The following is a 23,880-nucleotide window of genomic DNA, read 5'->3' on the forward strand; positions in this document are numbered from 1 at the left end:
TGTGTTTGACGACAGCCCTAAGCGGGGGTTGTGTCGAGGGCGTGGCCGACCAGGGCCAGCAGTGCCTCGACGACGGTGATCCTGTTACGCGCGTCCATGATCACAACAGGCACGTGCAGGGGCACGGTCAGGGCCTCGCGGACGTCCTCGGTCTCGAACCCGGGCGTTCCCTCGAAGTGGTTGACGGCCACGATGTACGGCAGACCGCAGCTCTCGAAGTAGTCGAGGGCCGGGAAGCAGTCCTCCAGCCGGCGGGTGTCGGCCAGGACGACCGCGCCGATCGCGCCGCGCACCAGGTCGTCCCACATGAACCAGAAGCGCTGCTGACCCGGTGTGCCGAAGACATACAGCACGAGGTCGTCGTCGAGCGTGACCCGGCCGTAGTCCATCGCGACGGTGGTGGTGACCTTGTCCGGCGTGGCGCTGAGGTCGTCGGTCTCCTCGCTGGCCTGGGTCATCACCGCTTCGGTCTTCAGCGGGGTGATCTCGGAGACCGACCCCACGAAGGTCGTCTTGCCCACTCCGAAGCCGCCCGCGACCACTATCTTCGTGGCGATCGGGGCCCTGGTGTGGTCCAGCTGCCAGGACTGGAGCTCTTCCTCGGGCTGGTCCTTCGGCCCCGGCTGGCGCGGGGCGAACAGCGGCGACTCAGAGACGGCGGAGTCCATTGAGCACCCTTTCGAGCAGTGCGCGGTCGGGCTGGCCGGTGCCGTGCCCGGTCCCGTACACGCGGATCTTTCCCTGGTCGGCCAAGTCGCTGAGCAGCACCCGCACGACGCCGAGCGGCATCTTCAGCAGTGCGGAGATCTCCGCGACGGTACGCATCCGGCGGCAGATCTCGACGATCGCCTGGAGCTCCGGCATGACGCGCGAAGACAGGTTGCCATTGGTCAGTTCGCGACGTTCCTCGGGTGCTTCGAGGGCGGCCACGAACGTCTCGACGAGCAGCACGTGACCGAACCGGGTGCGGCCGCCGGTGAGCGAGTACGGCCGGACCCGCGCGGGCCGTTTGTCGGCCCCGCGCACGGGGAGCCTGCGGGCGGGTTCGGCAGCGGCGGGGGTCACTGGGCGCTCTCCATCGATTTGCGCAGCTCACTGCGGAGTTCGGGGGTGAGTACGTGGCCGGCACGGCCGACGAATTGCGCCATGTGGTAGGCGATGACGCTCATGTCGCAGTCCGGTGTGGCGTGCACGCCGAGCAGCGAGCCGTCGCTGATCGACATGACGAAGACGCTGCCTTCCTCCATGGCGACCATGGTCTGCTTGACGCCGCCGCCGTCCATCAGCTTCGCGGCTCCGACGGTGAGGCTGCCGATGCCCGAGACGATGGTCGCCAGGTCGGCGCTCGAGCCACGGGGGCCCTCCTGCCGTTCCGCCTCCCGGGCGCTCTGGTGGCCGGGGTCGGAGGAGAGCAGCATCAGGCCGTCGGACGAGACGACGGTGACCGAGTGGACCCCTGGCACCTCCTCCACCAGATTGCTCAGCAACCAGTGAAGGTTCCGGGCCTCGGTACTCAGCCCGAATGTGCTGGGCGCAGTCAACTGCGTGCCTCCTCGACTGTGTCCCCCGTCTCATCGGTTCGACCGTCGGTACGGTCGCCCGCCTCAGTGTTGCCTGTACGTGCGGCCTGTCCGGCCGGGGTGGGCGCCTCCGGCGTGGCGCCCGACTCGGCGATCTCCGCCTCGACGTCCCTGCGGCCGTCCTTCGCGCCCTGGTGGAAACCGCCCAGCCGGCGCCGAAGGGCGTCCTTGTCCACGCTGCCCGTGCGTTCGGCGGCCGGAGCGGCGGCGGGCTTGACGACCTTGGGGGTGCGCTTGGGCAGCCCCTTGTCGGTGACCCTGTCGGGCTCCGGGTGGCGCGGGCCGGGCACGGTGTCGGCCACGGAGGTGGTGACGGGCGCCGGGGCGGGTGCGGGCGCCGGGGCGCCCTGCGTGCTTGTGCCCTCGTCGGCGGTGCGCTCGTGCCGGTCGGGGCCGATGGCGTACGGACCGGAGGCGAGTGTGGCCTCGGGGCCGTCGCCGAACGCGGGGGCGTGGGTGAACTCGGGCAGGTCGTCGAACTCGGGCACCCGCGGGAGCCGGACCTGCATCGTGGTCTCGGCCTCGGTCTCGGCCTGGCTCTCGGCCTCGCTCCCGGCCTCTGCGGGCTGTTCCGGTTCCGCGGGCTGTTGTTGCTGCCGTACGGCCTCTTCCGGCCGCGGGTCCGGCTGCGACTCCGGGGAGGCGGGCGGCGCGTGGTCGGGGACGACCTGGGCACGCTCTCCGGCGGGCGCCCCGGGCTCTTCGGTGGTGGAGGCCGCGGCCTCCTCCGCCTCGGCCGCGGCGATCGTCTGCTCGGCTGCCGCGATCAGCGGGTCGTCGGGCATGGCCAGGGTGCGGGACGGCAGGGCGTTGGAGTTGGCCTCGGCGACCGAGCCCGGCAGGTTCAGGGCCGGGGCGTCGCCGGGCGCGGTGACCGGCGGCGGGGTGGCGGCCGGCGGCGCCTTCGGCAGCAGGGCCTTGGGGAGTACGACGACCGCCGTCACCCCGTTGCCCTTCTGGTCGCGCAGCTGGACCCGCACCTTGTGGCGGGCGGCCAGCAGCGACGTCACCTGAAGGCCGAGACCGGCGCCGTCCGCGTTCTGTTCGCCCGCCTCGAAGAGCGAGGGGTTGCCCAGCCGGGTGTTGAGCTCGCCCATCCGTACGGACGACATGCCGATGCCCTCGTCCTGCACCGAGAGCATCACCTCGCCGGTCTCCAGCAGCCAGCCCGAGAGCTGGACATGGGAGTCGGGCGGCGAGAACGAGGTGGCGTTCTCCAGGAGTTCGGCGACGAGGTGGCTGAGGTCGTCGGCGGCGAATCCGGCGACCTGGGCGTGCGGCGGCAGGGACTGGATCGTGACCCGCTCGTACCGCTCGATCTCGCTGACCGCCGCCCGCAACACGTCGACCAGCGGGATCGGGCCGGGGTGCGCGTGTCCGTGCTCGGCGCCCGCGAGGACCAGCATGTTCTCGCTGTGCCGGCGCATGACCGTGGCCATGTGGTCCAGCTTGAAGAGGGTGGCGAGGCGCTCCGGGTCCTGCTCGCGCTCCTCCAGCGACTCGATGACCCCGAGCTGGCGCTCGACGAGGCCGAGGTTGCGCAGCGAGAGGTTGACGAAGGTGTGGTGGACGGTGTTCTTCAGCTTCTCCAGCTGGGCTGTCAGATCGGCCGTACGGACCTGCAGTTCGGCGCGCTGGAGGGTCAGTGCCTCGCGGCCGGCGAGCAGCTCGGCGCGCTCGCTCTCCAGGTTCTCGAACCGGCCGTTGAACTCGTGGAGCAGTCCGTGCAGCCTGCCGTGCAGGGCGTTGATGGACCGTACGACCTGGGCGAACTCGTCGTTGCGGCCGGTGTAGCGGACGGGTTCGGCGGTGGCGGGCTCCGCGGCGAGACGGGCGGCGCCGATCCGCAGCACGGCCAGCGGCTGGGTGAGCGTGCGGGCCACGGCGGTGGAGACGCCGACGGCGATCAGCAGACATCCGCCGAGCAGCGCGACGCGCAGTTCGAGCGCCGTGACGTCGTCGTCGCGCAGCTGCTCCAGCCGGTGGACCTGCGCGGTGGTGAGCGCGGACTCGACGCTCCTCATCCGGTCGACCCGGGCGGAGAGCGCCGACGCCACCTTCTTGGTGCTGACCTGCTGGTCGGATTCGGAGAGCTCCGGGCGGTCGGTGAGCTCGGCGAGGTACTTCTCCGCGCTGTTGACCTCGGGTCCCGTCACGGTGGACGCGAGCTTGTCGCGGGCGGTGGACCCGGCGGCCTGGTCGAAGTCGGCGAGCGAGGAGAGCTCACCGACGCGGGCCTGCTGGGCGGCGGCGCTCAGCTCGTCACGGGTGCGGTCGTCCTTGGTGGGGCCCTCGTCCTGCGTCTGGACGGGCAGCCCGGTGAACGGGTCGGTCCGGGTGACGGGCTCCTTGCGGGGGACGGCGAGCGCGGCGAGCAGCAGTCCGCGGGCGGCGGAGGCGTGCTCGGTGGCCTGGCCGAGCGCGAGCGGGGTGCGCCCCGACTCGGCGGCGCGCGGCGGGGTCTTCTCCGCGAGGTCGGCGGCCAGGCCGTGGAGCTTGGCGATGACCTCTGAGTACGACTGATGGGCCTCCAGCGCCGAACCCTTGCCGCTGACGGCGTCGCGGCGCAGCGAGGGAATGGTGGAGAGGTCGCGGCGCAGCACGGCGGGGGCCGAGTCCCGCATCTCGTCCACCTGCTGGTCGACGCGGGCGCTGCGGCTGCCCGCGGTGCTCGCCTCGCCGGGCTTGCCCTCCCGGCCCGCGGCGATATAGGCGGTGACCTCGTCCCGCTCGTCGGCGAGGGAGTGCGCGAGCGCGACGGCCTGCTGGTTGAGCTCCGCGAGGGTGACCAGCCGCTGCGAATCGTTCAGATCCGACGAGGCGGCGAGGGCAGCCGGGGCTCCCGCGGCTATGACGGTGATCCCGACGACCGCGACCCCCGCGACCAGCCGACGGCGTACGCGCACGGGGCGCCCGCCTTCAGCCGGCGCCGAAGGCGCCACCTCGGAACCGTTGTTCTTGCCGCCCTTGCTCCGAGGCCGCTTCTTCTGCACCGGTGCTCGCAATCTTGACTCGTCCGCCCTTGAAGCAGAGGTGACGCACGGCCACTTGAACGAGCGCCCCGACCCCTGGTACGGCTTCCGACCATTCCAGTGCTTTTGAGAGGGGGGCGCGCATCAACCGCTCCGCCACTCGAACGAGTGAACAACACTCCGGAGTTGACGAACAACTCTCCCCGCGGAGCCCCGACGGCACACCCGTACGCCTGGCTGGAACTTCCGGTCAGCCTTTGGCAGGATGCCCGCCCGCACACCTGGTGGACCGATTCCCTCCGAATCAGCTGCCCGCCTGACCTGCTGGTACGGACCGATCACGGGCCCGTGCAGGCCTCGTGAAGGCGTCGTGCAGACTGACCCCATGCGCATGGAGCTCGCCACCGCCGCCGGCATTCCGGGCCGCCCGAACGAGGACTGGGCCGCCACCGTCCTTCCCGCATCCGGCCAGGGCGGGGGCCTGGTGCTGCTCGACGGGGTCACCCCACCCCAGGGGGACGACGGTTGTGCGCACTCGGTCCCGTGGTTCACCGCCCGGCTGGGCGGCGCCCTGGTCGAACTGTCGGGTTCGCGGCGGGATCTGACTCTGCAGGACATCTTGGCGGAGTCCATCCGGCGCACCGCCGACACGCACCGTTCCCTGTGTGACCTTTCTCACGTGCGTACGCCGCAGGCAACCGTCGTGATGGTGCGTTGGGACGAGACCGAGATCGAACACCTGGTCCTCTCCGATTCGGTGCTCCTCGTCGAGTCGCCGGACGGGTCGGTGCGCGCCCTGCTGGACGACCGGCTCGACCGGCTGCCGCCGGGCTCGCTCGCCTCCGACGCCATCGCCGACGCACAGGTCCGGAACAAGGAGGGCGGCTTCTTCACCGCCGCCGCCGATCCGGCCGTCGCGCACCGCGCGGTGACGGGCCGTACGCCTCGCGCCGAGGTGCGGGCACTGGCCGCGATGACGGACGGGGCGAGCCGCTGGACGGAGATGTTCGGCGAGGGCGACTGGGCGGACTGCCTCGGGGTGCTGCGCAAGGAGGGGCCCCAGGAGCTGATCGACCGGGTCCGGGCCCTGGAGGAGGCGGACACGGACCGCGTCCGGCTGCGGCGCGGCAAGACGCACGACGACGCGACAGCGGTCTACGTGGAGCCGTGAGGCGGAGCGGCGGGGGCCGGCCGCCCGGATGTGGAGCCGTCAGTCCTCTGCGCGGGCGTTCAAGTGGTGCAGCAGCCTCGCCAGTTCCGCGACCTCGGCCCGGTCCCAGTCGGCGAGCTTGCGGACATAGCGGTCCCGGCGCGCGTCCCGGACACGGCGGAAGCGGTCGAGGCCCTCGTCGGTGAGCCCGACGAGGAAGGCCCGCCCGTCGGCGGGATCCGGTTCGCGCGCCACCAGTCCGAGGTTCTCCAGGGCGCGCAGTTGACGGCTCATGGTGGCCTTGCCGACCCCGAAGTACGAGGCGAGATCCGTGGCCCGCTGCCGGCCCGCCGACTCCAGCCGCACGAAGAGTCCGTAGGCGGCGGCTTCCAGCTCCGGATGCACCTCGCGCGCCATTTCACCGGAATTGGCCCGTGCGCGGCGCAGGAACACCGCCAACTCCAGCTCCAGAGCCAGGAATTCGTGGTCCACACCACTCCCCCCTGCAATGCCGGGTTCACTCCCTTTTTCGCTCCCGTGCACGTCAACACCCCTCATGAGCTTTCCTGCCGCTGAAAGTTTCTTCCACCGCCGGTCATCGCCGCAGCTCCGCCAGTATTTCGCAGGAGTAGACCAACGGCACCGTCCAGGCCCTCTTCCACAGCCCGGGTCTACGTGCGTAGCGTCATACGTGGCGTGTTCACACCATGACGCGCCACCAGGGGTGCGTCCGCCGGTCCCTGGATCAGCAGATCCCCCCACTGAAGCCTCGGAGGCACGCAATGCCCGTGCACAGATCCGGCTCCAAGACATCCCGCCGCTCGCGCCTCGCGGCCGCGGGAACCCTGCTCGCAGCCCTCTCCCTCCTCGTCGCCCTTCCCGGCGCCGCGGGCGCCACCGACAACCCGGCCCCCGCGAAGCCCGTCCGGGGTTCGGCCACCATGGGCATGGGGGTCATCGCCCACGACGGCCAGGGCGCACTGCCCATCGGCACCCGCGCCGCGCAGACCGAGGGCGTGGACGTCAGCGGCCACCAGGACGCGGTGAACTGGGCGGCCCTGTGGGGAAGCGGCGCCAAGTGGGCCTACGTCAAGGCATCCGAGGGCACGTACTACACGAACGAGGACTTCACCCAGCAGTACAACGGCTCGTACAACGTGGGAATGATCCGCGGCTCGTACCACTTCGCCACCCCGGACACCACGAGCGGCGCCGTCCAGGCCAACTACTTCGTGGACCACGGCGGCGGCTGGTCCAAGGACGGCCGGACCCTGCCGGGCGCGCTCGACATCGAGTGGAATCCGTACGGCGACCAGTGCTTCGGCAAGAGCCCGGCCGCGATGGTCGCCTGGATCCGTGACTTCGTGAACACCTACAAGGCGCGCACCGGACGGGACGCGGTCATCTACACCGCGACGAGCTGGTGGCAGACCTGCACGGGCAACAACGCGGGCTTCGGCACCACCAACCCGCTCTGGGTGGCCCGTTACGCCTCCGCCGTCGGTGCGCTTCCGGCGGGCTGGGACTTCTACACGATGTGGCAGTACACCTCGACGGGCCCCACGGTGGGCGACCACAGCCACTTCAACGGCGCCCTGGACCGCGTACAGGCGCTGGCCAACGGCTGAGCCGTTCCGCCGCCGGCCGTCCGGCAGCACCGTCCACGCAGGAGAACCCGGTGACGCACCCCGTCGCCGGGTTTTCCCCATTTCACGCGCCTGAGCAGGCACTTCGCTGTGGGAGCGAGTCGATCCGCCCGCTATACACCGCATGTATACGCACTGTGTATAGTCCTTCGGGACGCACAGCGTGTGCGCCGTCCAGCCACGAGGGAGTGACCTGCCGTGCCCAATAGGACGAAGTCGATCGGTGCGGGGTTGGCCGTCGCTCTTGTGACGGCGCTCACCCTGACGCTGAGCGGCTGCTCGATGGAGACCACCGCCCCCGGCTCCGCACGGGCCGACGCCGGTTCCGACGCCAAGGGGTCGTTCGGCCCGGTGGACTGCCGCAAGGCCAAGTGCATAGCCCTGACCTTCGACGCCGGCCCGGCCGAGGACACCCCCCGCCTGCTGGACATCCTCAAGAAGGAGAAGATCCACGCGACCTTCTTCCTGCTGGGCAAGAACCATGTGAAGAAGCACCCCGACACGGTTCGCCGCATCGAGGCCGAGGGGCACGAGGTGGCCAACCACACCTGGTCGCACGAGATCCTGACGGACAAGAAGCCCGCCCAGATACGCGCCGAGCTGGAGAAGACGCAGGACGCGATAGCCGCGATCACCGGCAGGAAGCCGAGGCTGATGCGCCCGCCGCAGGGCCGTACCGACGACACCGTCTCCAAGATCAGCAAGGACCTGGGGCTCTCGCAGATCCTGTGGAGCGCCACCGCCAAGGACTACTCGACGACCGACTCCGCGCTGATCAAGAAGCGGATACTCGACCAGGCGAGCAAGGACGGCATCATCCTGCTGCACGACATCTACAAGGGCTCGGTGCCCGCGGTGCCGGGCATCATCGACGCGCTGAAGAAGCAGGGCTACACCTTCGTGACGGTGCCCCAGCTGATGGCGCCCGCCGAGCCGGTCCCGGGCACGATCTACCGCCCCTGAGGCCTGTCCCGTATTCCGCGCCGCCAGGGGTCGCCGGGCAGCCCGCCGGGTCCCGCACGCGAAACGGCCCGCCTCCCCGCGAGGGGGAGACGGGCCGTCCGTACCGGCCGCGCCCGTGGCGCCACGCCCGTCACTGTGCGGCGCCTACGCGGCGGCCGGGATCCTCCGCTCCGCCGGGGCCGAGGCCGGGGCGAGGGCGATCTCCAGGACCTGGCGGACGTCGGTGACCGGGTGGACCTCCAGGGTGTCCAGCACCTCGGCGGGGACGTCGTCCAGGTCGGCCTCGTTGCGCTGCGGGATCACCACGGTGGTGATGCCGGCCCGGTGGGCGGCGAGCAGCTTCTGCTTCAGGCCGCCGATCGGCAGCACCCGCCCGGTCAGCGAGACCTCACCGGTCATCGCCACATCCGTACGGACCAGCCGTCCGGAGAGCAGCGAGGCCAGCGCGGTCGTCAGGGTGATGCCCGCGCTCGGGCCGTCCTTGGGGACGGCACCCGCCGGGAAGTGGATGTGCACGCCCCGGTCCTTGAGGTCGGCGACCGGCAGCTCCAGCTCCGCGCCGTGCGAACGCAGGAAGCTCAGCGCGATCTGCGCGGACTCCTTCATGACGTCGCCGAGCTGACCGGTGAGGGTCAGTCCGGACGCCCCGGTCTCCGGATCGGCGAGCGATGCCTCCACGAAGAGCACATCGCCCCCGGCGCCGGTCACCGCGAGCCCGGTGGCCACACCCGGCACCGCTGTGCGGCGCTCGGCCGGGTCCTGGGCGGACTCCGGGACGTGGTGCGGCCGGCCGATCAGACCGCGCAGGTCCTCGTCGGCCACCGTGAACGGCAGTTCCCGGTCGCCCAGTTCGTGCTGGGCCGCCACCTTGCGGAGCAGCCGGGCCACGGCCCGCTCCAGGTTCCGGACGCCGGCCTCCCTCGTGTACTCGCCGGCCAGCTTCCGCAGCGCCGACTCGTCGAGAGCGACCTCGTCGGGCTCCAGACCGGCCCGCTCCAGCTGGCGCGGGAGCAGGTGGTCGCGGGCGATGACGACCTTCTCGTCCTCGGTGTAGCCGTCGAGCCTGACCAGCTCCATCCGGTCGAGCAGGGCCTCCGGGATCGCCTCCAGGACGTTGGCGGTGGCCAGGAAGACGACGTCGCTGAGGTCGAGTTCGACCTCCAGGTAGTGGTCGCGGAAGGTGTGGTTCTGGGCCGGGTCGAGCACTTCGAGCAGGGCCGCGGCCGGGTCGCCCCGGAAGTCGGAGCCGACCTTGTCGATCTCGTCGAGCAGGACGACCGGGTTCATCGAACCGGCCTCCTTGATGGCCCTGACGATGCGTCCCGGAAGCGCGCCGACGTAGGTGCGCCGATGGCCCCGGATCTCCGCCTCGTCCCGGACGCCGCCGAGTGCGACGCGGACGAACTCACGGCCCATGGCGTGCGCGACGCTCTCGCCCAGCGAGGTCTTGCCGACGCCAGGGGGACCCACCAGGGCCAGCACCGCTCCGCCGCGACGCCCGCCGACCACTCCGAGACCGCGGTCGGCACGCCGCTTGCGTACCGCGAGGTACTCGGTGATGCGCTCCTTCACGTCCTGGAGGCCCGCGTGTTCCGCGTCCAGGATCTCCTGGGCGCCCTTGATGTCGTAGGCGTCCTCGGTCCGCTCGGTCCACGGCAGTTCGAGGACGGTGTCGAGCCAGGTCCTGATCCAGGAGCCCTCGGGGCTCTGGTCGGAGGAGCGCTCCAGCTTGTCGACCTCCTTGATGGCGGCCGCACGGACGTGCTCGGGAAGGTCGGCGGCCTCGACGCGCGCACGGTAGTCGTCGGACTCGTCACCGGAACCGGAGTCGCCGTTGAGTTCGGAGAGCTCCTTGCGCACGGCGTCGAGCTGGCGCCGCAGCAGGAACTCGCGCTGCTGCTTGTCGACGCCCTCCTGGACATCCTTGGCGATGGACTCGGCGACGTCCTGCTCGGCGAGGTGTTCACCGAGCCACTGGACGGCGAGCCTCAGCCTGGCGACCGCGTCGGCGGTCTCCAGCAGCTGCACCTTCTGGGTGATGGTCAGGAAGGGCGAGTATCCGGAGTTGTCGGCGAGCGCGGAGATGTCCTCGATCTGCTGGACCCGGTCCACGACCTGCCAGGCGCCGCGCTGCTTCAGCCAGCTGGTGGCGAGCGCCTTGTACTCCTTGGCCAGTTCGGCGGCGGCTCCGGGGAGGGGGTCGGGGGCCGACGCGTCGACCCGGGTCCCCTCCACCCAGAGCGCGGAACCCGGTCCGCCGGTCCCGGCGCCGATCCGTACCCGGCCCCGGCCGCGGATGAGCGCGCCGGGATCGCCGTCGGACAGCCGCCCGACCTGCTCGACGGTGCCGACGACACCGATTCCCGTGTAGGTGCCGTCGATGCGCGGAACGAGCAGCACCTCGGGCTTGCCGCCGCCCTCACGGGCCGCGGCCTGGGCGGACTCCACCGCGGCGCGTACGTCGGTGTCGGACAGGTCCAGAGGCACCACCATTCCGGGCAGCACGACCTCGTCGTCGAGCGGCAGCACAGGCAGGGTGAGCGGTGTGACCGCATTGGACTCGGTAGCCATGATCTCCCCTTCGGCAGTCAAGTTGAGCTATGCAGACTCAATGCTTCTGAGTCGCTCAATGTTCCCCGGGGTGTGTTCGCTGTGAGCGATCGGGGGGTGGCTGCCTTCGCACGCCTTGTGTGCAACACGGAACAGCGCCCGCAAAATCCCTGGAAGGCCCGGCTCGCGGCGGACAGGATGACGCCATGACCGCATACACGCTCCCCTCGCAGGCCCTGCTGGTCGTGGACGTCCAGAAGGCGGGGGTGACGGGCGGGCGGGCGGTGCCCGGCGCGGCCGTACTGCTGGACCGCACGGCGGACCTGCTGGCACGGGCCCGCCGCGGAGGCGCCCTGGTCGTCCACCTCCAGAACGACGGCGCACCCGGTTCCGGGGACGAGCCGCACACACCGGGCTGGGCGCTGCACCTTCCCGTCGAGGAGGGCCCGGCCGAGCGCGTGATCCGCAAGACCAGGGACGACGGCTTCGCGGGCACATCGCTCGGGGAGCTGCTGGCCGGGGCCGGTGTCGAATCTCTGGTGGTGTGCGGAGTGATGTCGGAGATGTGCGTCCAGGCCACGGCTCGCACCGCCCTGGCGCTGGGGTACCGGGTCGCCCTCCCGTACGACGCCCACGCGACGCAGGACGTCCCGGCGGCCCCGGGGATCAGCGGGGCGGTCCCGGCGGCGGTGGTGTCGCGGGTCGCCGCGTGGGCCATCAGCGGGGACGCCGAGGTCACCGTGGCGGCGTCGGACGTGACGTTCACCGCGCCGGCGTCCCGGGCGCGCTGAGGCCACCCGAAAAGGGGTCGGCGCCGGCCCGCGCGACAGGGCAGAGTGCCCGCATGAGCGAAGACCGAGGGCTGGACCAGGACGGCACGATCGCGCGGGAGGGCTCCCTGGAGCGGGTGCCCGCGCCGTTCGCGGCGGTCGTGGACGCGGCCCGTACGCGCATCGCCGAGGTCTTCGGTCCCGACCGGCTGGACAGCGCCTACGTCTACGGCAGCGTTCCGCGCGGCACGGCCGTCCCCGGCGTCTCCGACCTGGACCTGCTGCTCGCCCTTCGGGACCGGCCCACCGACCGGGACCGGGCCGACGCCGACGGGATCGAAACCGCACTGGACACCGCGTTCGACGTGGTCGACGGCGTCGGCATCCTGCTGGACGGCGCGGCCACACTGCTCAGCGAGCTCGAACGCCACGACGGAGGCTTCTTCGTCGCCTGTCTGTGCACACCGCTGCTCGGCGACGACCTGGCCGCACAGCTGCCGCGCTACCGGCCGACCTCGCTGCTCGCCCGTGAGACCAACGGTGATCTGTGCCTGTTGCTCCCCCGCTGGCACGAGCGCGCGGCCGGGGCCACCACGGACGCCGAACGCCTCACCATGAGCCGCGGCGTCGCCCGCCGGATCGTCCGCACCGGCTTCACCCTGGTGATGCCGCAGTGGGGCGGCTGGACCAGCGATCTGACCGAATCCGCCGAACTGTTCGCCCGCTACCGCCCGGACCTGCCCGAACGGGCCGGGCAGATGCGGCTGGCCGCCCGCACGGGCCGCGCCCCGACCACCGACCCGGCCGTCCTGTCGATGCTGGTCGACGACCTCGCTCCCTGGCTGGCGGCCGAACACATCGCGGTGCACGGCGAGAAGGCGCCGAGACCCTGACCGCGTCCACCCACCGGATTCGTGAACCGGACGGGGCCCGGCCTCCGATAGAGGAGGTGTGAGCCACTTGCGCCCCCCGGGGGACGAACCGACCGACGAGGCGCTGCTGCGCGCCGTCGCACAGGGGGAGACGACGGCCCTGGCCGCTCTCTACGACCGGCACTCCGGCTGGCTGCTGGCCCGGCTGAACCGGCGTTGCGCCGACCCCGAGACGGTACGGGAGGTCCTCCAGGACACCTTCGTCACGGCCTGGCGCTCGGCGGGCTCGCACCGGGGCGCCGAGGCGGGCGGCTGGCTCTGGGTGATCGCCGCCCGCCGACTCGTCGACGCGCAGCGGAGCCGGGCCAGGACGGAGCGGGCGGCGCGGGCCGAGCACGCCGACGGCGACCGGTGGGCGGCGGCCGTGCCGTCCGCCGAGGACCGGGTGCTTGCAGGCCTCGAATACGGCGATGTGGGCGCCGCGCTGGACCGGATCTCGCCCGAACTCCGGGAGGTCCTGCGGGCCACGGTCATCGACGGCCTCACCACCCGGGAGGCCGCCCGGCTGCTCGGCATACCGGAGGGAACGGTCAAGACCCGGGCGTCGCGGGCCCGTCGCGAACTGCGGACCGCGCTGGACCGGCTGGTTGTGGAGAACGGTCCGCTGGGAGGCACGGCATGACGGTCTGGCACGTGGGCGACGAACTGGCCGGGCGGTACGCCGCCGGAACGGCCGCCGAGACGGATGCCTGGTCCCTGGAGAAGCACGTCGAGTCGTGCGCGCACTGCGCGGCCCGGGTGTCGGCGTCGGTGCGCGAGCAGGGGGAGGCGGTAGCGCTGCTGGCGGGGGTGCGGACGGCGGTGCTGGCGGCGGTGGCTGCGGAGCGGGTACCCGGGCCGGCACGGGGGCGGGGGCTCCCGCGGTGGCCGGTGCCGGGAGCCGCCGGCCGGATCGGGCGGGTGCTGTGGGCCGCCGGTCCCGCCCTGCGGGGGGCATGGGCGGCGGCGCTGGTGCTGGTGGCGCTCGGGGCCGTCGCATTGGCCTACGGGGGCGGGCTCGACGACTCGGCGCGGCCCCTGCTCCTGGTCGTCGCGCCGGTGCTGCCGCTCACCGGGGTCGGCGTCTCCTACGGGCGCTCCGCCGACCCGGTCCACGAGATCGCCGTCACGACCCCGGGCGGCGGGCTGCGGCTGCTGCTGATCAGGACGGCGGCGGTACTGGTGGTGGCCGTCCCGGTGCTCGCGCTGGCCTGGGCGGTGCTGCCCGCGTCGGGCGGCGGCCCGGGGGCAGCGGCGTGGCTGCTGCCGGGACTGGCCATGACGCTGGCGGCGCTGGCGCTGGGCAGTTACGTCGGCTGCCGCACCGGAACCTCGTCGGTCGCCGCGTGCTGGGCCGCGGCCGTCGTCCTGCCGGCCGTCCGAACGCGCTCCTCCGGGCTCGGCGAGCCCCTGGCGGAAGCCGCCCGTTACTTCGCGGGGCCCGCCGCCCAGGGCGTCTGGGCGGCGGCGGCCGTGCTCTGCGCCGGGCTGCTGGTCCTGCGCCGCAGATCCTTCGACCACCTGGAGAAGTCATGAGCGTGATCGTGTGAGCAGCACAGTCAGCGTTACCGGGCTGACGGTCCGATACCGCCGTACGACCGTCCTGGACGGCATCGATCTCGACTTCGGGCCCGGCGTGCACGGGCTTCTCGGGCCGAACGGCGCCGGGAAGACCTCGCTGATCCGGGTCGTCTCCACGGCGGCCGCTCCGGCCTCCGGGCGGGTCGAGCTGTTGGGCAGCGAGGCGGGTGCGGCAGCGGACCACCGCGGTCGCGCGGCGGTCCGGCGCAGGCTGGGCTATCTGCCGCAGCAGTTCGGCTTCTACCCGGGGTTCACCGTCCGCGAGTTCGTCGCCTATGTGGCCTGGCTCAAGGAGATGGACGGCGCGCGGACCGCGGCCGCGGTGGAGCGTGCGGTGGAGCGGGTGGGCCTGGCCGACCGGATCGACGCCCGGATGAAGACCCTGTCGGGCGGCATGGTGCGGCGCGTGGGCATCGCCCAGGCGATCGTCAACGAACCGGATCTGCTGCTGCTCGACGAACCGACCGCCGGTCTCGACCCGGAACAGCGGGTGGAGTTCCGCACCCTGATGCGGGAGCTCGGCGAACGGGCCACGGTGATCCTCTCCACGCATCTCGTCGAGGACGTGGCCACGGCCTGCGCCGATGTGACGCTGATCGAGGCGGGCCGGATCGCGTACCGGGGTACCACGGCCGAGCTGTCGGCCCTCGGCGGCGAGGCCGGCGAAGCCGGCGACGCGGGCCTGGCCGGCAGCCCGATCGAGCGCGGCTACACCGCCGCCCTGCGCGCCCACCGTGCGACGGCGGGCGCCCGATGACGACGACCGGCACCCTCGCCCCCGAGCAGCGGGACTCCCCCGCCCCCAGCCCCACCCGCTCGCCCGCCGCGTACCGTCCGACGCTCCGCGCGCTCCGCACCGAGCTGCGTCGCGGCGTCGCACCGTGGACCGGTGCCTGTACGGCGGTCACGCTCGGCGTCACCATGGCGGCCAAGGCCGACACCTGGCAGGGCGACTGGGGCGAGACGCAGGGGTACCTCCACCCGGCCGCCACCCTGCTCGCGGGTCCGCTGCTGGCGGCCGCGTCCTGCTGGCAGGGCGCCCGCGAACACCGGCGCTCGACCGCCGGGCTCTGGCTCTCCACCCCGCGTGCCAGGTCCACACGGGTCGTCGTGGCGGCGCTGCCGCTCGCGCTCTGGGCGGTCGCCGGGTATCTCCTCGTGCTGGCCGCCTCGCTGCTGGCCACCTGGCCGTACGCCGGAGGAGGCAGCCCGTACCCGTCCTTCGCCGTCGTGGACTGCGGCTTCCTGGTGGCCGTCGGGCTGCTGGGGTTCGCCGTCGGTCAGCGGTGCCGGTGGAGGCTGGCCCCGCCCGCCCTTGCCGTGGTGCTGTACGTCGCGCTCGGTGTGCCGAACTACTCGGAGTCGTCGGCGCGGTACCTCGACCCGACCCTTCAGTACGGGCTCAGCGGCCGGCTGCCCGTGTGGTGGTTCGCCCCGGCGATGGTGGCGTGGACCTGCGGGCTCGCCCTGACCGTGCTGGTCGCCCACGCGGCCCGGCGCAGGTTCCTCGCCGTCGTACCGCTCGCCGTGGCGGCGGCGGTCGCGCCGCTGATCGTGCACAACGGCCCCGGTCTGCTCCGCGACGATCCCGCCCGCGCCCGCGTGGTCTGCACGGAAGGCACCCCGCGGGTGTGCCTGAACGGGCTCGACGCGACGTTTCTGCCGCAGGTGTCCCGGGCACTGTCAGGGCTCATCGGGCGGCTGGACGGAGTGCCGGGGGCGCCGGTCAGGTATGTGGATCACGAGGTCCGGGAGGGATCCGATGAGGTCCAGCTGTCGATGCCCGCCCGGGGCTGGGGGATCGTCCGCGACCGGCTGAGCAGGCCCGAGAACCTCGCATGGCAGGCGGCGGCATCGATCGCGTTCGAGCGAAGGCGGGAGTGCCCGGATTCCCCGGATGCCGGGAATCCGGACGGTTCGGACGACTCCACCCGGGTCATGGACACGGACGACGCCGTCACGAACTGGCTCGCCGGCCCCGGCGCCGCGCAGCCCCCCGGCGCGGAGAAGGCCCCCCGGTTCCGCCGCCTCGAAGCCATGCCCGCCCCCGAGCGCCGCGTCTGGCTCGGCCGCTACCTGGCCACGCGCGAGAGCTGCGACGCGTCGGAGGTCCCCGTCCTGTGAACGCCACCGCCGACGCCGTACCGAACCGCTCCGCGCTCCGGCCGGAGCTGCCGCTTCTCTACATCCGCTCCCGCGGACTCCCCCGTACCGCCCTCACGCTGGCCTGCGTCGTCCTGTTCGCCGCCTGGGCCGCCGACTGGCTGGAGGACCGGCCGGATTTCGACCACACCGCCCGCGTCCCGGTCCTCGTGCTGGCCCCCCTGCTGGTGTCCGCCGCGGTCGGCACCAGCCTGTACGCCGCCGCCGACGAGCTCGACCGGACCGCTGTGCGCCGCTGGTGGCCGCGGCGGCTCGCGCATCTGCTCGCGCTCACCCTGCCGGCCGCCGCGGCGCTCGCGCTGGCCGTCCCCGGGCACCCCGAGGCGTTCGGCGCACCGGGCATGATCCGTAACGTGCTCGGCGCGAGCGGGGTGGCGGCCGCCTCCGCCGCCCTGATCGGGGCCCGGCTGAGCTGGCTGCCGATGACCGTCTACGGCGGCGCGGTGTACCTGGCGGCGCCGCGCACCCCGGGCGGGCCGGCCGCCGTGTGGGCCTGGCCGATGCAGCCGGGACCGCAGGTGGCGGCGTGGGTCGTGGCGTTGCTGGCGTACGGGGTGGGAGCGGCGCTGCTCGCGGTGCGCGGGGCCCGCTCCGAGCGCGGCTGACCGGATGCGTCCCGCAGGCGCCCGCCCGGGGCCCGATCGGGCAATCCGCTGGCCCGGGCGTGGCCGGCCGGGCCAGGATGGGCGCGACACCGACCGGCGGTGACACCCGCCGACCATCCACCGGAGACCAGCACCATGCACCACACCTACGGCCCCGACGCCCTCGCCCCTGTCACCCTCGACCGCCGCGAGGGACCGTACGGGGAGGTCGTCCTGCGCAGGCGGGGCGACGACTACGAGATCATCGCCAACGGGTGCTTCCTGATGGACACATCCGACGGGCGCTCCGAGCGGCTGCTGATCGATGCCGCACTGGCCGCGCTGCCTGCCGGGCGGACCGCCCCGGCGGTGCTCATCGGCGGGCTGGGGGTCGGGTTCTCGCTCGTCCGGGCCGCCGCCGAGCCGCGCTGGGGCCGGATCACGGTGGTGGAGCGGGAGCAGGCCATCGTGGACTGGCACCTGGACGGGCCGCTGGCCGGTGTCTCAGGGGAGGCGCTCGCCGATCCGCGGACCGAGATCCTGACGACGGACCTGGTGGCCCATCTCCGTACGACTACGCAACGTTACGACGCGCTGTGTCTGGACATCGACAACGGGCCGGACTGGACCGTCACGGAGGACAACGGCGACCTCTACTCCCCCGCCGGTCTCGCCGACTGCCACCGGCGGCTCACCCCCGGCGGGGTGCTCGCGGTGTGGTCCGCACAGCCGTCCGGCGAATTCGAACAAGCCTTGCGCAATGCCGGATTCCATGGGGTTCGAACCGAAGAAGTAGGCGTTGCCCGAGGCGTTCCCGACGTGGTCCATCTCGCAATTCGAGCAGCTTGAGATTCCCCCGCCGGGTATGCGGGCCCCTGGGACGCCCGGGGGCCAAGCGCCACAAGAGCGACACTCCGCCACCTTTGCGCGACCAACGCACTCCTGTGCCCTTGCACCCTGCGTAGCCGGAAGGCGCCCGCTGCCTTTACGCTGCTTGCCGATAGCGGGATCTCCCACGAAATTCACAAGCGAAAACCGCGCGTCCGGGGGAATGGCCCCCGTGAGAGCGGGCAGGGGCGGGGCGATGGAACAGACACACACCACCCACAACGGTGTCGCGGCCACCCCGGGCGCACAGCGCCGGGTGCTGGTGGTCGAGGACGACGCGACGATCGTCGATGCCATTTCCGCCCGGCTGCGGGCCGAGGGCTTTCTGGTGCAGACCGCGCTCGACGGCCCCGCGGCCGTGGACGCGGCCGAGGCCTGGCAGCCGGATCTGATGGTGCTCGACATCATGCTTCCCGGTTTCGACGGGCTCGAGGTCTGCCGCCGGGTACAGGCACAGCGCCCGGTGCCGGTGCTGATGCTGACCGCCCGGGACGACGAGACCGACATGCTCGTCGGCCTCGGGGTCGGCGCCGACGACTACATGACCAAGCCGTTCTCCATGCGCGAGCTGGCGGCCCGGGTGCACGTCCTGCTGCGCCGGGTCGAGCGGGCCGCGCTGGCCGCCGTGACGCCGCGCAGCGGCATACTGCGCCTCGGCGAGCTGGAGATCGATCACGCGCAGCGCCGGGTGCGGGTGCGCGCGGACGACGTCCATCTGACGCCGACCGAGTTCGACCTGCTGGTCTGCCTGGCCAACACCCCGCGTGCGGTGCTCTCCCGGGAGCAGTTGCTGGCGGAGGTCTGGGACTGGGCGGACGCCTCGGGCACCCGGACCGTGGACAGCCACATCAAGGCGCTGCGCCGGAAGATCGGCGCGGAGCGGATCCGTACCGTGCACGGTGTCGGCTACGCCCTGGAGACCCCGGCGCCATGACCCCGCCCGGACCGGGTCTGCGGCCGTTCTCGATCAAGGCCAAGCTGGGCACGCTCGTCGTGGTCTCGGTGTTCATCACGACCGGGCTGCTGCTGGTGGCCCTGCGCACACGGACCGAGCTGCGGTTCATCACGGTGTTCTCGGTCATCGCGACCCTGCTGATCACCCAGTTCGTGGCACACGGTCTGACCGCGCCGCTGGACGAGATGAGAGCCGTGGCCCGGTCGATCTCGCACGGCGACTACACCAGACGGGTGAGTGGCGCCGACCGGCGTGACGAACTGGGCGACCTGGCGCAGACGATCAATCTGATGGCGGACGACCTGGAGTCCGTGGACCGGCACCGCAAGGAGCTGGTGGCGAATGTCTCACATGAGCTGCGCACGCCCATCGCGGCGCTGAGAGCCGTGCTGGAGAACGTCGTGGACGGGGTGTCCTCGGCCGATCCGGAGACGATGCGCACGGCCCTCAAACAGACCGAGCGGCTCGGCAGGCTGGTGGAGACGCTGCTGGACCTGTCGCGGCTCGACAACGGTGTGGTCACGCTGAGGGCCAATCGTTTCGAGGTGTGGCCGTACCTGTCGGGGGTGCTGAAGGAGGCGAATCTCGCCGCCGCCCACCGCCGGCTCTCCTCCGGCTCGGGGAACTCCACCCGCAAGGACGTCCATCTGCACCTGGACGTCTCCCCGCCCGAGCTGACCGCGCACGCGGACGCGGAGCGGCTGCACCAGGTGGTGGCCAACCTGATCGACAACGCGGTGAAGCACAGCCCGCCGCACGGCCGGGTCACGGTGCTCGCGCGGCGCGGGGCCCAGCCCGAGTCACTGGATCTGGAGGTCCTGGACGAGGGCCCCGGCATTCCGGAGTCCGAGCGGCACCGGGTCTTCGAGCGTTTCAACCGCGGCGAGGTGACCTCGCCGCACGGTCCTGGCAGCGACGGCGGTACGGGGCTGGGTCTGGCGATCGCCCGCTGGGCCGTGGATCTGCACGGCGGACGGATCGGTGTGGCCGAATCAGCTCGCGGATGCCGCATCCGCGTCACCCTTCCGGGGATCCAACAACCACGAGGTTGACATAGGGTTCGAACCGGAAGGGCACGTTCTGCGTGTTCTGTTCAAGGGGTACGGTCCAAGGGGCCGTAACTGCGGTCTCGCGTACCCGGAGCAATGCGGAACCAAGCTTGTTTCCCGCCATTTCCTGCGCCGAAACCCGACTTTCGATGTGACTTGCACGACGAAGACCGGCCCGGTCCGCATGGAACGGCCCGGGAGGCGTAGCCTTGATTTCCGCTGTCCACCACCTTGTGAAGCGGAAGAGGGCGGTTGCCGCCGTGTCGTCTCAGTCCCCCAGTAACTCGAGCATCTCCACCGACCAAGCCAGCCCGGGTTCCGACCCGGCTGCAGCTTTCGGCCCCAATGAGTGGCTCGTCGACGAGATCTACCAGCAGTACCTCCAGGATCCCAATTCGGTCGATCGCGCCTGGTGGGACTTCTTCGCCGACTACAAGCCGGGTACGTCCGGCACGGCGGACAAGCCCGTTCCCGGCGCCGCAGCCGCGGGGGCTGCTGCGCCTGCGGCCCCGGCCGTGACCGCGCCGACCGCCACCGACCACACCGCGCCGGCCGCGCCCGCGAAGCCCGCGGCCCAGGCCCCGGCAGCACCCGCTGCCCCGGCGCCCGCCGCTGCCGCGCCCGCCCCGGCGGCTCCCGCCAAGGCGGCTCCGGCTCCGGCGAAGGCCGCCCCGGCTCCGGCCGCGAAGGCCCCGGCCGCTCCGGCGACCGAGGCTCCGGCCGGCCCGGAGTACGTGACGCTGCGCGGCCCATCGGCCGCTGTCGCGAAGAACATGAACGCCTCGCTGGAGCTGCCGACGGCCACGTCCGTCCGCGCCGTCCCGGTGAAGCTGCTCTTCGACAACCGCATCGTCATCAACAACCACCTCAAGCGCGCCCGGGGCGGGAAGATCTCCTTCACGCACCTCATCGGGTACGCGATGGTGCAGGCCCTCAAGGCCATGCCGGCGATGAACTACTCCTTCGCCCAGAAGGACGGCAAGCCGACCCTGGTCAAGCCGGAGCACGTCAACCTCGGTCTGGCCATCGACCTGGTGAAGCCCAACGGCGACCGCCAGCTGGTCGTCGCGGCCATCAAGAAGGCCGAGACGCTCAACTTCTTCGAGTTCTGGCAGGCCTACGAGGACATCGTCCGCCGGGCCCGCAACGGCAAGCTCGGCATGGACGACTTCACCGGCGTCACCGCCTCGCTGACCAACCCCGGCGGTATCGGCACCGTTCACTCGGTGCCCCGCCTGATGCCCGGACAGGGCCTCATCATGGGCGTCGGCGCGATGGACTACCCGGCGGAGTTCCAGGGCACCTCGCAGGACACCCTGAACAAGCTCGGCATCTCCAAGGTCATGACGCTGACCTCGACGTACGACCACCGGGTCATCCAGGGCGCCGCCTCCGGCGAGTTCCTGCGGATCCTCAGCCAGCTCCTGCTCGGCGAGAACGGGTTCTACGACGAGATCTTCAAGGCGCTCCGCATCCCCTACGAGCCGGTCCGCTGGCTCAAGGACATCGACGCCTCGCACGACGACGACGTCACCAAGGCCGCGCGGGTCTTCGAGCTGATCCACTCCTACCGGGTCCGCGGCCACGTCATGGCCGACACCGACCCGCTGGAGTACCGCCAGCGCAAGCACCCCGACCTGGACATCACCGAGCACGGCCTCACCCTGTGGGACCTGGAGCGGGACTTCGCCGTCGGCGGCTTCGCCGGGCAGACCCTGATGAAGCTCCGCGACATCCTCGGCGTCCTGCGTGAGTCGTACTGCCGCACCACCGGCATCGAGTTCATGCACATCCAGGACCCGAAGGAGCGCAAGTGGCTCCAGGACCGGGTGGAGCGTCCGCGCCCCGCGCCGGAGCGCGAGGAGCAGCTGCGGATCCTGCGCCGGCTCAACGCCGCGGAGGCGTTCGAGACGTTCCTGCAGACCAAGTACGTCGGCCAGAAGCGGTTCTCGCTGGAGGGCGGCGAGTCCGTCATCCCGCTGCTCGACGCGGTCATCGACTCCGCGGCCGAGGCCCGCCTCGACGAGGTCGTCATCGGCATGGCCCACCGCGGCCGGCTGAACGTGCTGGCGAACATCGTCGGCAAGTCGTACGCGCAGATCTTCCGCGAGTTCGAGGGCAACCTCGACCCCCGGTCGATGCACGGCTCCGGTGACGTCAAGTACCACCTGGGCGCCGAGGGCACCTTCACCGGTCTGGACGGCGAGCAGATCAAGGTCTCGCTGGCCGCCAACCCCTCGCACCTGGAGGCGGTCGACCCGGTCCTGGAGGGCATCGCCCGCGCCAAGCAGGACATCATCAACAAGGCGGGCACGGACTTCACGGTCCTGCCGGTCGCGCTCCACGGAGACGCGGCCTTCGCCGGCCAGGGCGTCGTCGCAGAGACGCTCAACATGTCGCAGCTGCGCGGCTACCGCACCGGTGGCACCGTGCACGTCGTCATCAACAACCAGGTCGGCTTCACCGCCGCCCCGGAGGCGTCGCGCTCCTCGATGTACGCGACGGACGTCGCGCGCATGATCGAGGCGCCGATCATCCACGTCAACGGTGACGACCCGGAGGCCGTGGTCCGCGTCGCGCGGCTCGCCTTCGAGTACCGGCAGACGTTCAACAAGGACGTCGTCATCGACCTCATCTGCTACCGCCGCCGCGGTCACAACGAGGGCGACAACCCGGAGTTCACCAACCCGCAGATGTACACGCTGATCGACAAGAAGCGCTCGGTACGCAAGCTCTACACCGAGTCCCTCATCGGTCGCGGCGACATCACGCTGGAAGAGGCCGAGCAGGCGCTCCAGGACTTCCAGGGCCAGCTGGAGAAGGTGTTCGCGGAGGTCCGCGAAGCCACCTCCGCGCCGTCCCAGCCGCATGTCCCGGACGTCCAGGCCGAGTTCCCGGTGGCCGTGTCCACCGCGGTCTCCTCGGAGGTCGTGAAGCTGATCGCCGAGTCGCAGGTCAACATCCCCGACCGGATCACCGTCCACCCCCGCCTGATGCCGCAGATGCAGCGCCGCGCCGCCTCGGTGGACAACGGCACCATCGACTGGGGCATGGGCGAGACGCTGGCCATCGGATCGCTGCTGATGGAGGGCACCCCGGTCCGGCTCGCCGGCCAGGACACCCGCCGCGGCACGTTCGGCCAGCGCCACGCGGTGCTCGTCGACCAGAAGACCGGCGAGGACTACACCCCGCTGCTCTACCTCTCCGAGGACCAGGCCCGGTACAACGTCTACGACTCGCTGCTCAGCGAGTACGCGGCGATGGGCTTCGAGTACGGCTACTCGCTGGCCCGTCCGGAGTCGCTGGTCATCTGGGAGGCCCAGTTCGGTGACTTCGTCAACGGCGCGCAGACCGTCGTCGACGAGTTCATCTCCTCGGCCGAGCAAAAGTGGGGCCAGACCTCCGGCGTCACGCTGCTGCTGCCGCACGGCTACGAGGGCCAGGGCCCGGACCACTCGTCCGCCCGCCCGGAGCGCTTCCTCCAGATGTGCGCGCAGGACAACATGACGGTCGCCATGCCGACGCTGCCGTCGAACTACTTCCACCTCCTGCGGTGGCAGGTGCACAACCCGCACCACAAGCCGCTGATCGTCTTCACCCCGAAGTCGATGCTCCGGCTGAAGGCGGCCGCGTCGAAGGCGGAGGAGTTCACCAGCGGTGGCTTCCGCCCGGTGATCGGCGACGATTCCGTCGACCCGAACGCGGTCCGCAAGGTCGTCTTCTGCGCCGGCAAGGTCTACTACGACCTGGAGGCCGAGCGCGAGAAGCGTGGCATCACGGACACCGCGATCATCCGTCTCGAGCGCCTGTACCCGCTGCCGGGTGCCGAGCTCCAGGCGGAGATCGCCAAGTACCCGAACGCCGAGAAGTACCTGTGGACCCAGGAGGAGCCGGCCAACCAGGGCGCATGGCCGTTCATCGCCCTGAACCTGATCGACCACCTGGATCTGGCCGTCGGCGCCGATGTCCCGCACGGTGAGCGTCTGCGCCGCATCTCGCGGCCGCGCGGCTCGTCCCCCGCGGTGGGCTCGGCCAAGCGCCACCAGGCCGAGCAGACCCAGCTGCTCGACGAGGTCTTCGAGGCCTGAGCGGCACATCACGGACCGGGGGCCCGGTCC

20 protein-coding genes are annotated in these 23,880 nt (G+C 71.7%); 14 read left to right on the forward strand and 6 right to left on the reverse strand.

Features of this window, described 5'->3' with window-relative positions:
• Positions 1 to 17 precede the first annotated feature (17 nt).
• Genes ACFVJX_RS29480 through ACFVJX_RS29495 form a run of 4 tightly spaced genes read right to left on the reverse strand, consistent with a single transcriptional unit; the run spans position 18 to position 4,573 of the window.
• Positions 18 to 668: an ATP/GTP-binding protein gene (locus tag ACFVJX_RS29480; protein ID WP_384133354.1), complete on the reverse strand. Its 651-nt coding sequence runs from the start codon at positions 666 to 668 to the stop codon at positions 18 to 20.
• Positions 649 to 1,065, reverse strand: coding sequence for a DUF742 domain-containing protein (locus ACFVJX_RS29485; protein WP_384133351.1), 417 nt, complete (start codon positions 1,063 to 1,065; stop codon positions 649 to 651). The genes ACFVJX_RS29480 and ACFVJX_RS29485 overlap by 20 nt, the downstream gene beginning before the upstream one ends.
• Positions 1,062 to 1,541 carry a roadblock/LC7 domain-containing protein gene (locus tag ACFVJX_RS29490; protein WP_384133348.1) on the reverse strand — a complete coding sequence of 160 codons (480 nt, stop codon included), beginning with the start codon at positions 1,539 to 1,541 and terminating at the stop codon, positions 1,062 to 1,064. Before ACFVJX_RS29490 ends, ACFVJX_RS29485 begins: the two co-directional genes overlap by 4 nt.
• A complete protein-coding gene (locus ACFVJX_RS29495; protein ID WP_384133345.1) occupies positions 1,538 to 4,573 on the reverse strand; it encodes a nitrate- and nitrite sensing domain-containing protein in 3,036 nt (1,011 codons plus the stop codon). The genes ACFVJX_RS29490 and ACFVJX_RS29495 overlap by 4 nt, the downstream gene beginning before the upstream one ends.
• A 364-nt stretch (positions 4,574 to 4,937) precedes the next feature.
• Here ACFVJX_RS29495 and ACFVJX_RS29500 point away from each other — a divergent pair, with 364 nt between their 5' ends.
• Positions 4,938 to 5,723 (forward strand): protein phosphatase 2C domain-containing protein, encoded by a 786-nt coding sequence (locus ACFVJX_RS29500; protein WP_384133342.1) that lies wholly within the window; start codon positions 4,938 to 4,940, stop codon positions 5,721 to 5,723.
• A 39-nt stretch (positions 5,724 to 5,762) separates the two neighbouring features.
• Here the strand turns inward: ACFVJX_RS29500 and ACFVJX_RS29505 are convergent, their stop codons facing one another.
• Positions 5,763 to 6,260 carry a MarR family winged helix-turn-helix transcriptional regulator gene (locus tag ACFVJX_RS29505; protein ID WP_384133339.1) on the reverse strand — a complete coding sequence of 166 codons (498 nt, stop codon included), beginning with the start codon at positions 6,258 to 6,260 and terminating at the stop codon, positions 5,763 to 5,765.
• A 224-nt stretch (positions 6,261 to 6,484) separates the two neighbouring features.
• Between ACFVJX_RS29505 and ACFVJX_RS29510 the strand changes: the two genes are divergently transcribed.
• Together ACFVJX_RS29510 and ACFVJX_RS29515 are read left to right on the forward strand one after the other, a co-directional pair.
• Entirely contained in the window at positions 6,485 to 7,330 is an 846-nt protein-coding gene (locus ACFVJX_RS29510; RefSeq protein ID WP_384133336.1) for a lysozyme, read from the forward strand.
• Between the two features lie 300 nt (positions 7,331 to 7,630).
• Positions 7,631 to 8,311, forward strand: coding sequence for a polysaccharide deacetylase family protein (locus tag ACFVJX_RS29515; protein ID WP_384133416.1), 681 nt, complete (start codon positions 7,631 to 7,633; stop codon positions 8,309 to 8,311).
• 144 nt (positions 8,312 to 8,455) lie between these two features.
• Here ACFVJX_RS29515 and lon read toward each other — a convergent pair whose 3' ends face one another.
• On the reverse strand, positions 8,456 to 10,882 hold the full coding sequence (lon, locus tag ACFVJX_RS29520; RefSeq protein ID WP_384133333.1) for an endopeptidase La: 2,427 nt from the start codon (positions 10,880 to 10,882) through the stop codon (positions 8,456 to 8,458).
• A 185-nt stretch (positions 10,883 to 11,067) separates the two neighbouring features.
• Between lon and ACFVJX_RS29525 the strand changes: the two genes are divergently transcribed.
• The 11 genes from ACFVJX_RS29525 (at position 11,068) to ACFVJX_RS29575 (ending at position 23,850) form a co-directional block, all read left to right on the forward strand.
• Positions 11,068 to 11,652 (forward strand): cysteine hydrolase family protein, encoded by a 585-nt coding sequence (locus ACFVJX_RS29525; RefSeq protein ID WP_384133330.1) that lies wholly within the window; start codon positions 11,068 to 11,070, stop codon positions 11,650 to 11,652.
• Positions 11,653 to 11,705: 53 nt separating this feature from the next.
• A complete protein-coding gene (locus ACFVJX_RS29530) occupies positions 11,706 to 12,524 on the forward strand; it encodes a nucleotidyltransferase domain-containing protein (protein ID WP_384133327.1) in 819 nt (272 codons plus the stop codon).
• A 58-nt stretch (positions 12,525 to 12,582) separates the two neighbouring features.
• Positions 12,583 to 13,185: an RNA polymerase sigma factor gene (locus tag ACFVJX_RS29535; protein ID WP_384133325.1), complete on the forward strand. Its 603-nt coding sequence runs from the start codon at positions 12,583 to 12,585 to the stop codon at positions 13,183 to 13,185.
• The gene (locus tag ACFVJX_RS29540; RefSeq protein WP_384133322.1) at positions 13,182 to 14,078 is read left to right on the forward strand and encodes a hypothetical protein; all 897 of its coding nucleotides are present in this window, start codon (positions 13,182 to 13,184) and stop codon (positions 14,076 to 14,078) included. The genes ACFVJX_RS29535 and ACFVJX_RS29540 overlap by 4 nt, the downstream gene beginning before the upstream one ends.
• 10 nt (positions 14,079 to 14,088) lie before the next feature.
• Entirely contained in the window at positions 14,089 to 14,880 is a 792-nt protein-coding gene (locus tag ACFVJX_RS29545; RefSeq protein WP_384133321.1) for an ABC transporter ATP-binding protein, read from the forward strand.
• Positions 14,877 to 16,247, forward strand: a complete 1,371-nt coding sequence (locus tag ACFVJX_RS29550) for a hypothetical protein (protein WP_384133318.1) — start codon at positions 14,877 to 14,879, stop codon at positions 16,245 to 16,247. The genes ACFVJX_RS29545 and ACFVJX_RS29550 overlap by 4 nt, the downstream gene beginning before the upstream one ends.
• Positions 16,244 to 16,891 (forward strand): hypothetical protein, encoded by a 648-nt coding sequence (locus ACFVJX_RS29555; protein WP_384133315.1) that lies wholly within the window; start codon positions 16,244 to 16,246, stop codon positions 16,889 to 16,891. The genes ACFVJX_RS29550 and ACFVJX_RS29555 overlap by 4 nt, the downstream gene beginning before the upstream one ends.
• A gap of 135 nt (positions 16,892 to 17,026) precedes the next feature.
• Positions 17,027 to 17,719, forward strand: a complete 693-nt coding sequence (locus ACFVJX_RS29560; protein ID WP_384133413.1) for a spermidine synthase — start codon at positions 17,027 to 17,029, stop codon at positions 17,717 to 17,719.
• A gap of 235 nt (positions 17,720 to 17,954) precedes the next feature.
• Entirely contained in the window at positions 17,955 to 18,692 is a 738-nt protein-coding gene (locus ACFVJX_RS29565; protein ID WP_014154105.1) for a response regulator transcription factor, read from the forward strand.
• A complete protein-coding gene (locus ACFVJX_RS29570) occupies positions 18,689 to 19,765 on the forward strand; it encodes an ATP-binding protein (protein WP_384133312.1) in 1,077 nt (358 codons plus the stop codon). The genes ACFVJX_RS29565 and ACFVJX_RS29570 overlap by 4 nt, the downstream gene beginning before the upstream one ends.
• Before the next feature lie 257 nt (positions 19,766 to 20,022).
• Positions 20,023 to 23,850 (forward strand): multifunctional oxoglutarate decarboxylase/oxoglutarate dehydrogenase thiamine pyrophosphate-binding subunit/dihydrolipoyllysine-residue succinyltransferase subunit, encoded by a 3,828-nt coding sequence (locus ACFVJX_RS29575; protein ID WP_384133310.1) that lies wholly within the window; start codon positions 20,023 to 20,025, stop codon positions 23,848 to 23,850.
• Positions 23,851 to 23,880 lie beyond the last annotated feature (30 nt).

Source organism: Streptomyces sp. NPDC127177, from assembly GCF_042672475.1.
Taxonomy (GTDB): Bacteria; Actinomycetota; Actinomycetes; order Streptomycetales; family Streptomycetaceae; genus Streptomyces.

What these genes read in the sequence shown, in the direction of transcription:
- ACFVJX_RS29480 (WP_384133354.1), bottom strand. Translation starts at nt 668, where the DNA reads ATGGACTCCGCCGTCTCTGAGTCGCCGCTGTTCGCCCCGCGCCAGCCG.
- ACFVJX_RS29500 (WP_384133342.1), top strand. Translation starts at nt 4,938, where the DNA reads ATGCGCATGGAGCTCGCCACCGCCGCCGGCATTCCGGGCCGCCCGAAC.
- ACFVJX_RS29505 (WP_384133339.1), bottom strand. Translation starts at nt 6,260, where the DNA reads ATGAGGGGTGTTGACGTGCACGGGAGCGAAAAAGGGAGTGAACCCGGC.
- ACFVJX_RS29510 (WP_384133336.1), top strand. Translation starts at nt 6,485, where the DNA reads ATGCCCGTGCACAGATCCGGCTCCAAGACATCCCGCCGCTCGCGCCTC.
- ACFVJX_RS29515 (WP_384133416.1), top strand. Translation starts at nt 7,631, where the DNA reads ATGGAGACCACCGCCCCCGGCTCCGCACGGGCCGACGCCGGTTCCGAC.
- lon (WP_384133333.1), bottom strand. Translation starts at nt 10,882, where the DNA reads ATGGCTACCGAGTCCAATGCGGTCACACCGCTCACCCTGCCTGTGCTG.
- ACFVJX_RS29525 (WP_384133330.1), top strand. Translation starts at nt 11,068, where the DNA reads ATGACCGCATACACGCTCCCCTCGCAGGCCCTGCTGGTCGTGGACGTC.
- ACFVJX_RS29530 (WP_384133327.1), top strand. Translation starts at nt 11,706, where the DNA reads ATGAGCGAAGACCGAGGGCTGGACCAGGACGGCACGATCGCGCGGGAG.
- ACFVJX_RS29540 (WP_384133322.1), top strand. Translation starts at nt 13,182, where the DNA reads ATGACGGTCTGGCACGTGGGCGACGAACTGGCCGGGCGGTACGCCGCC.
- ACFVJX_RS29550 (WP_384133318.1), top strand. Translation starts at nt 14,877, where the DNA reads ATGACGACGACCGGCACCCTCGCCCCCGAGCAGCGGGACTCCCCCGCC.
- ACFVJX_RS29560 (WP_384133413.1), top strand. Translation starts at nt 17,027, where the DNA reads ATGCACCACACCTACGGCCCCGACGCCCTCGCCCCTGTCACCCTCGAC.
- ACFVJX_RS29565 (WP_014154105.1), top strand. Translation starts at nt 17,955, where the DNA reads ATGGAACAGACACACACCACCCACAACGGTGTCGCGGCCACCCCGGGC.
- ACFVJX_RS29570 (WP_384133312.1), top strand. Translation starts at nt 18,689, where the DNA reads ATGACCCCGCCCGGACCGGGTCTGCGGCCGTTCTCGATCAAGGCCAAG.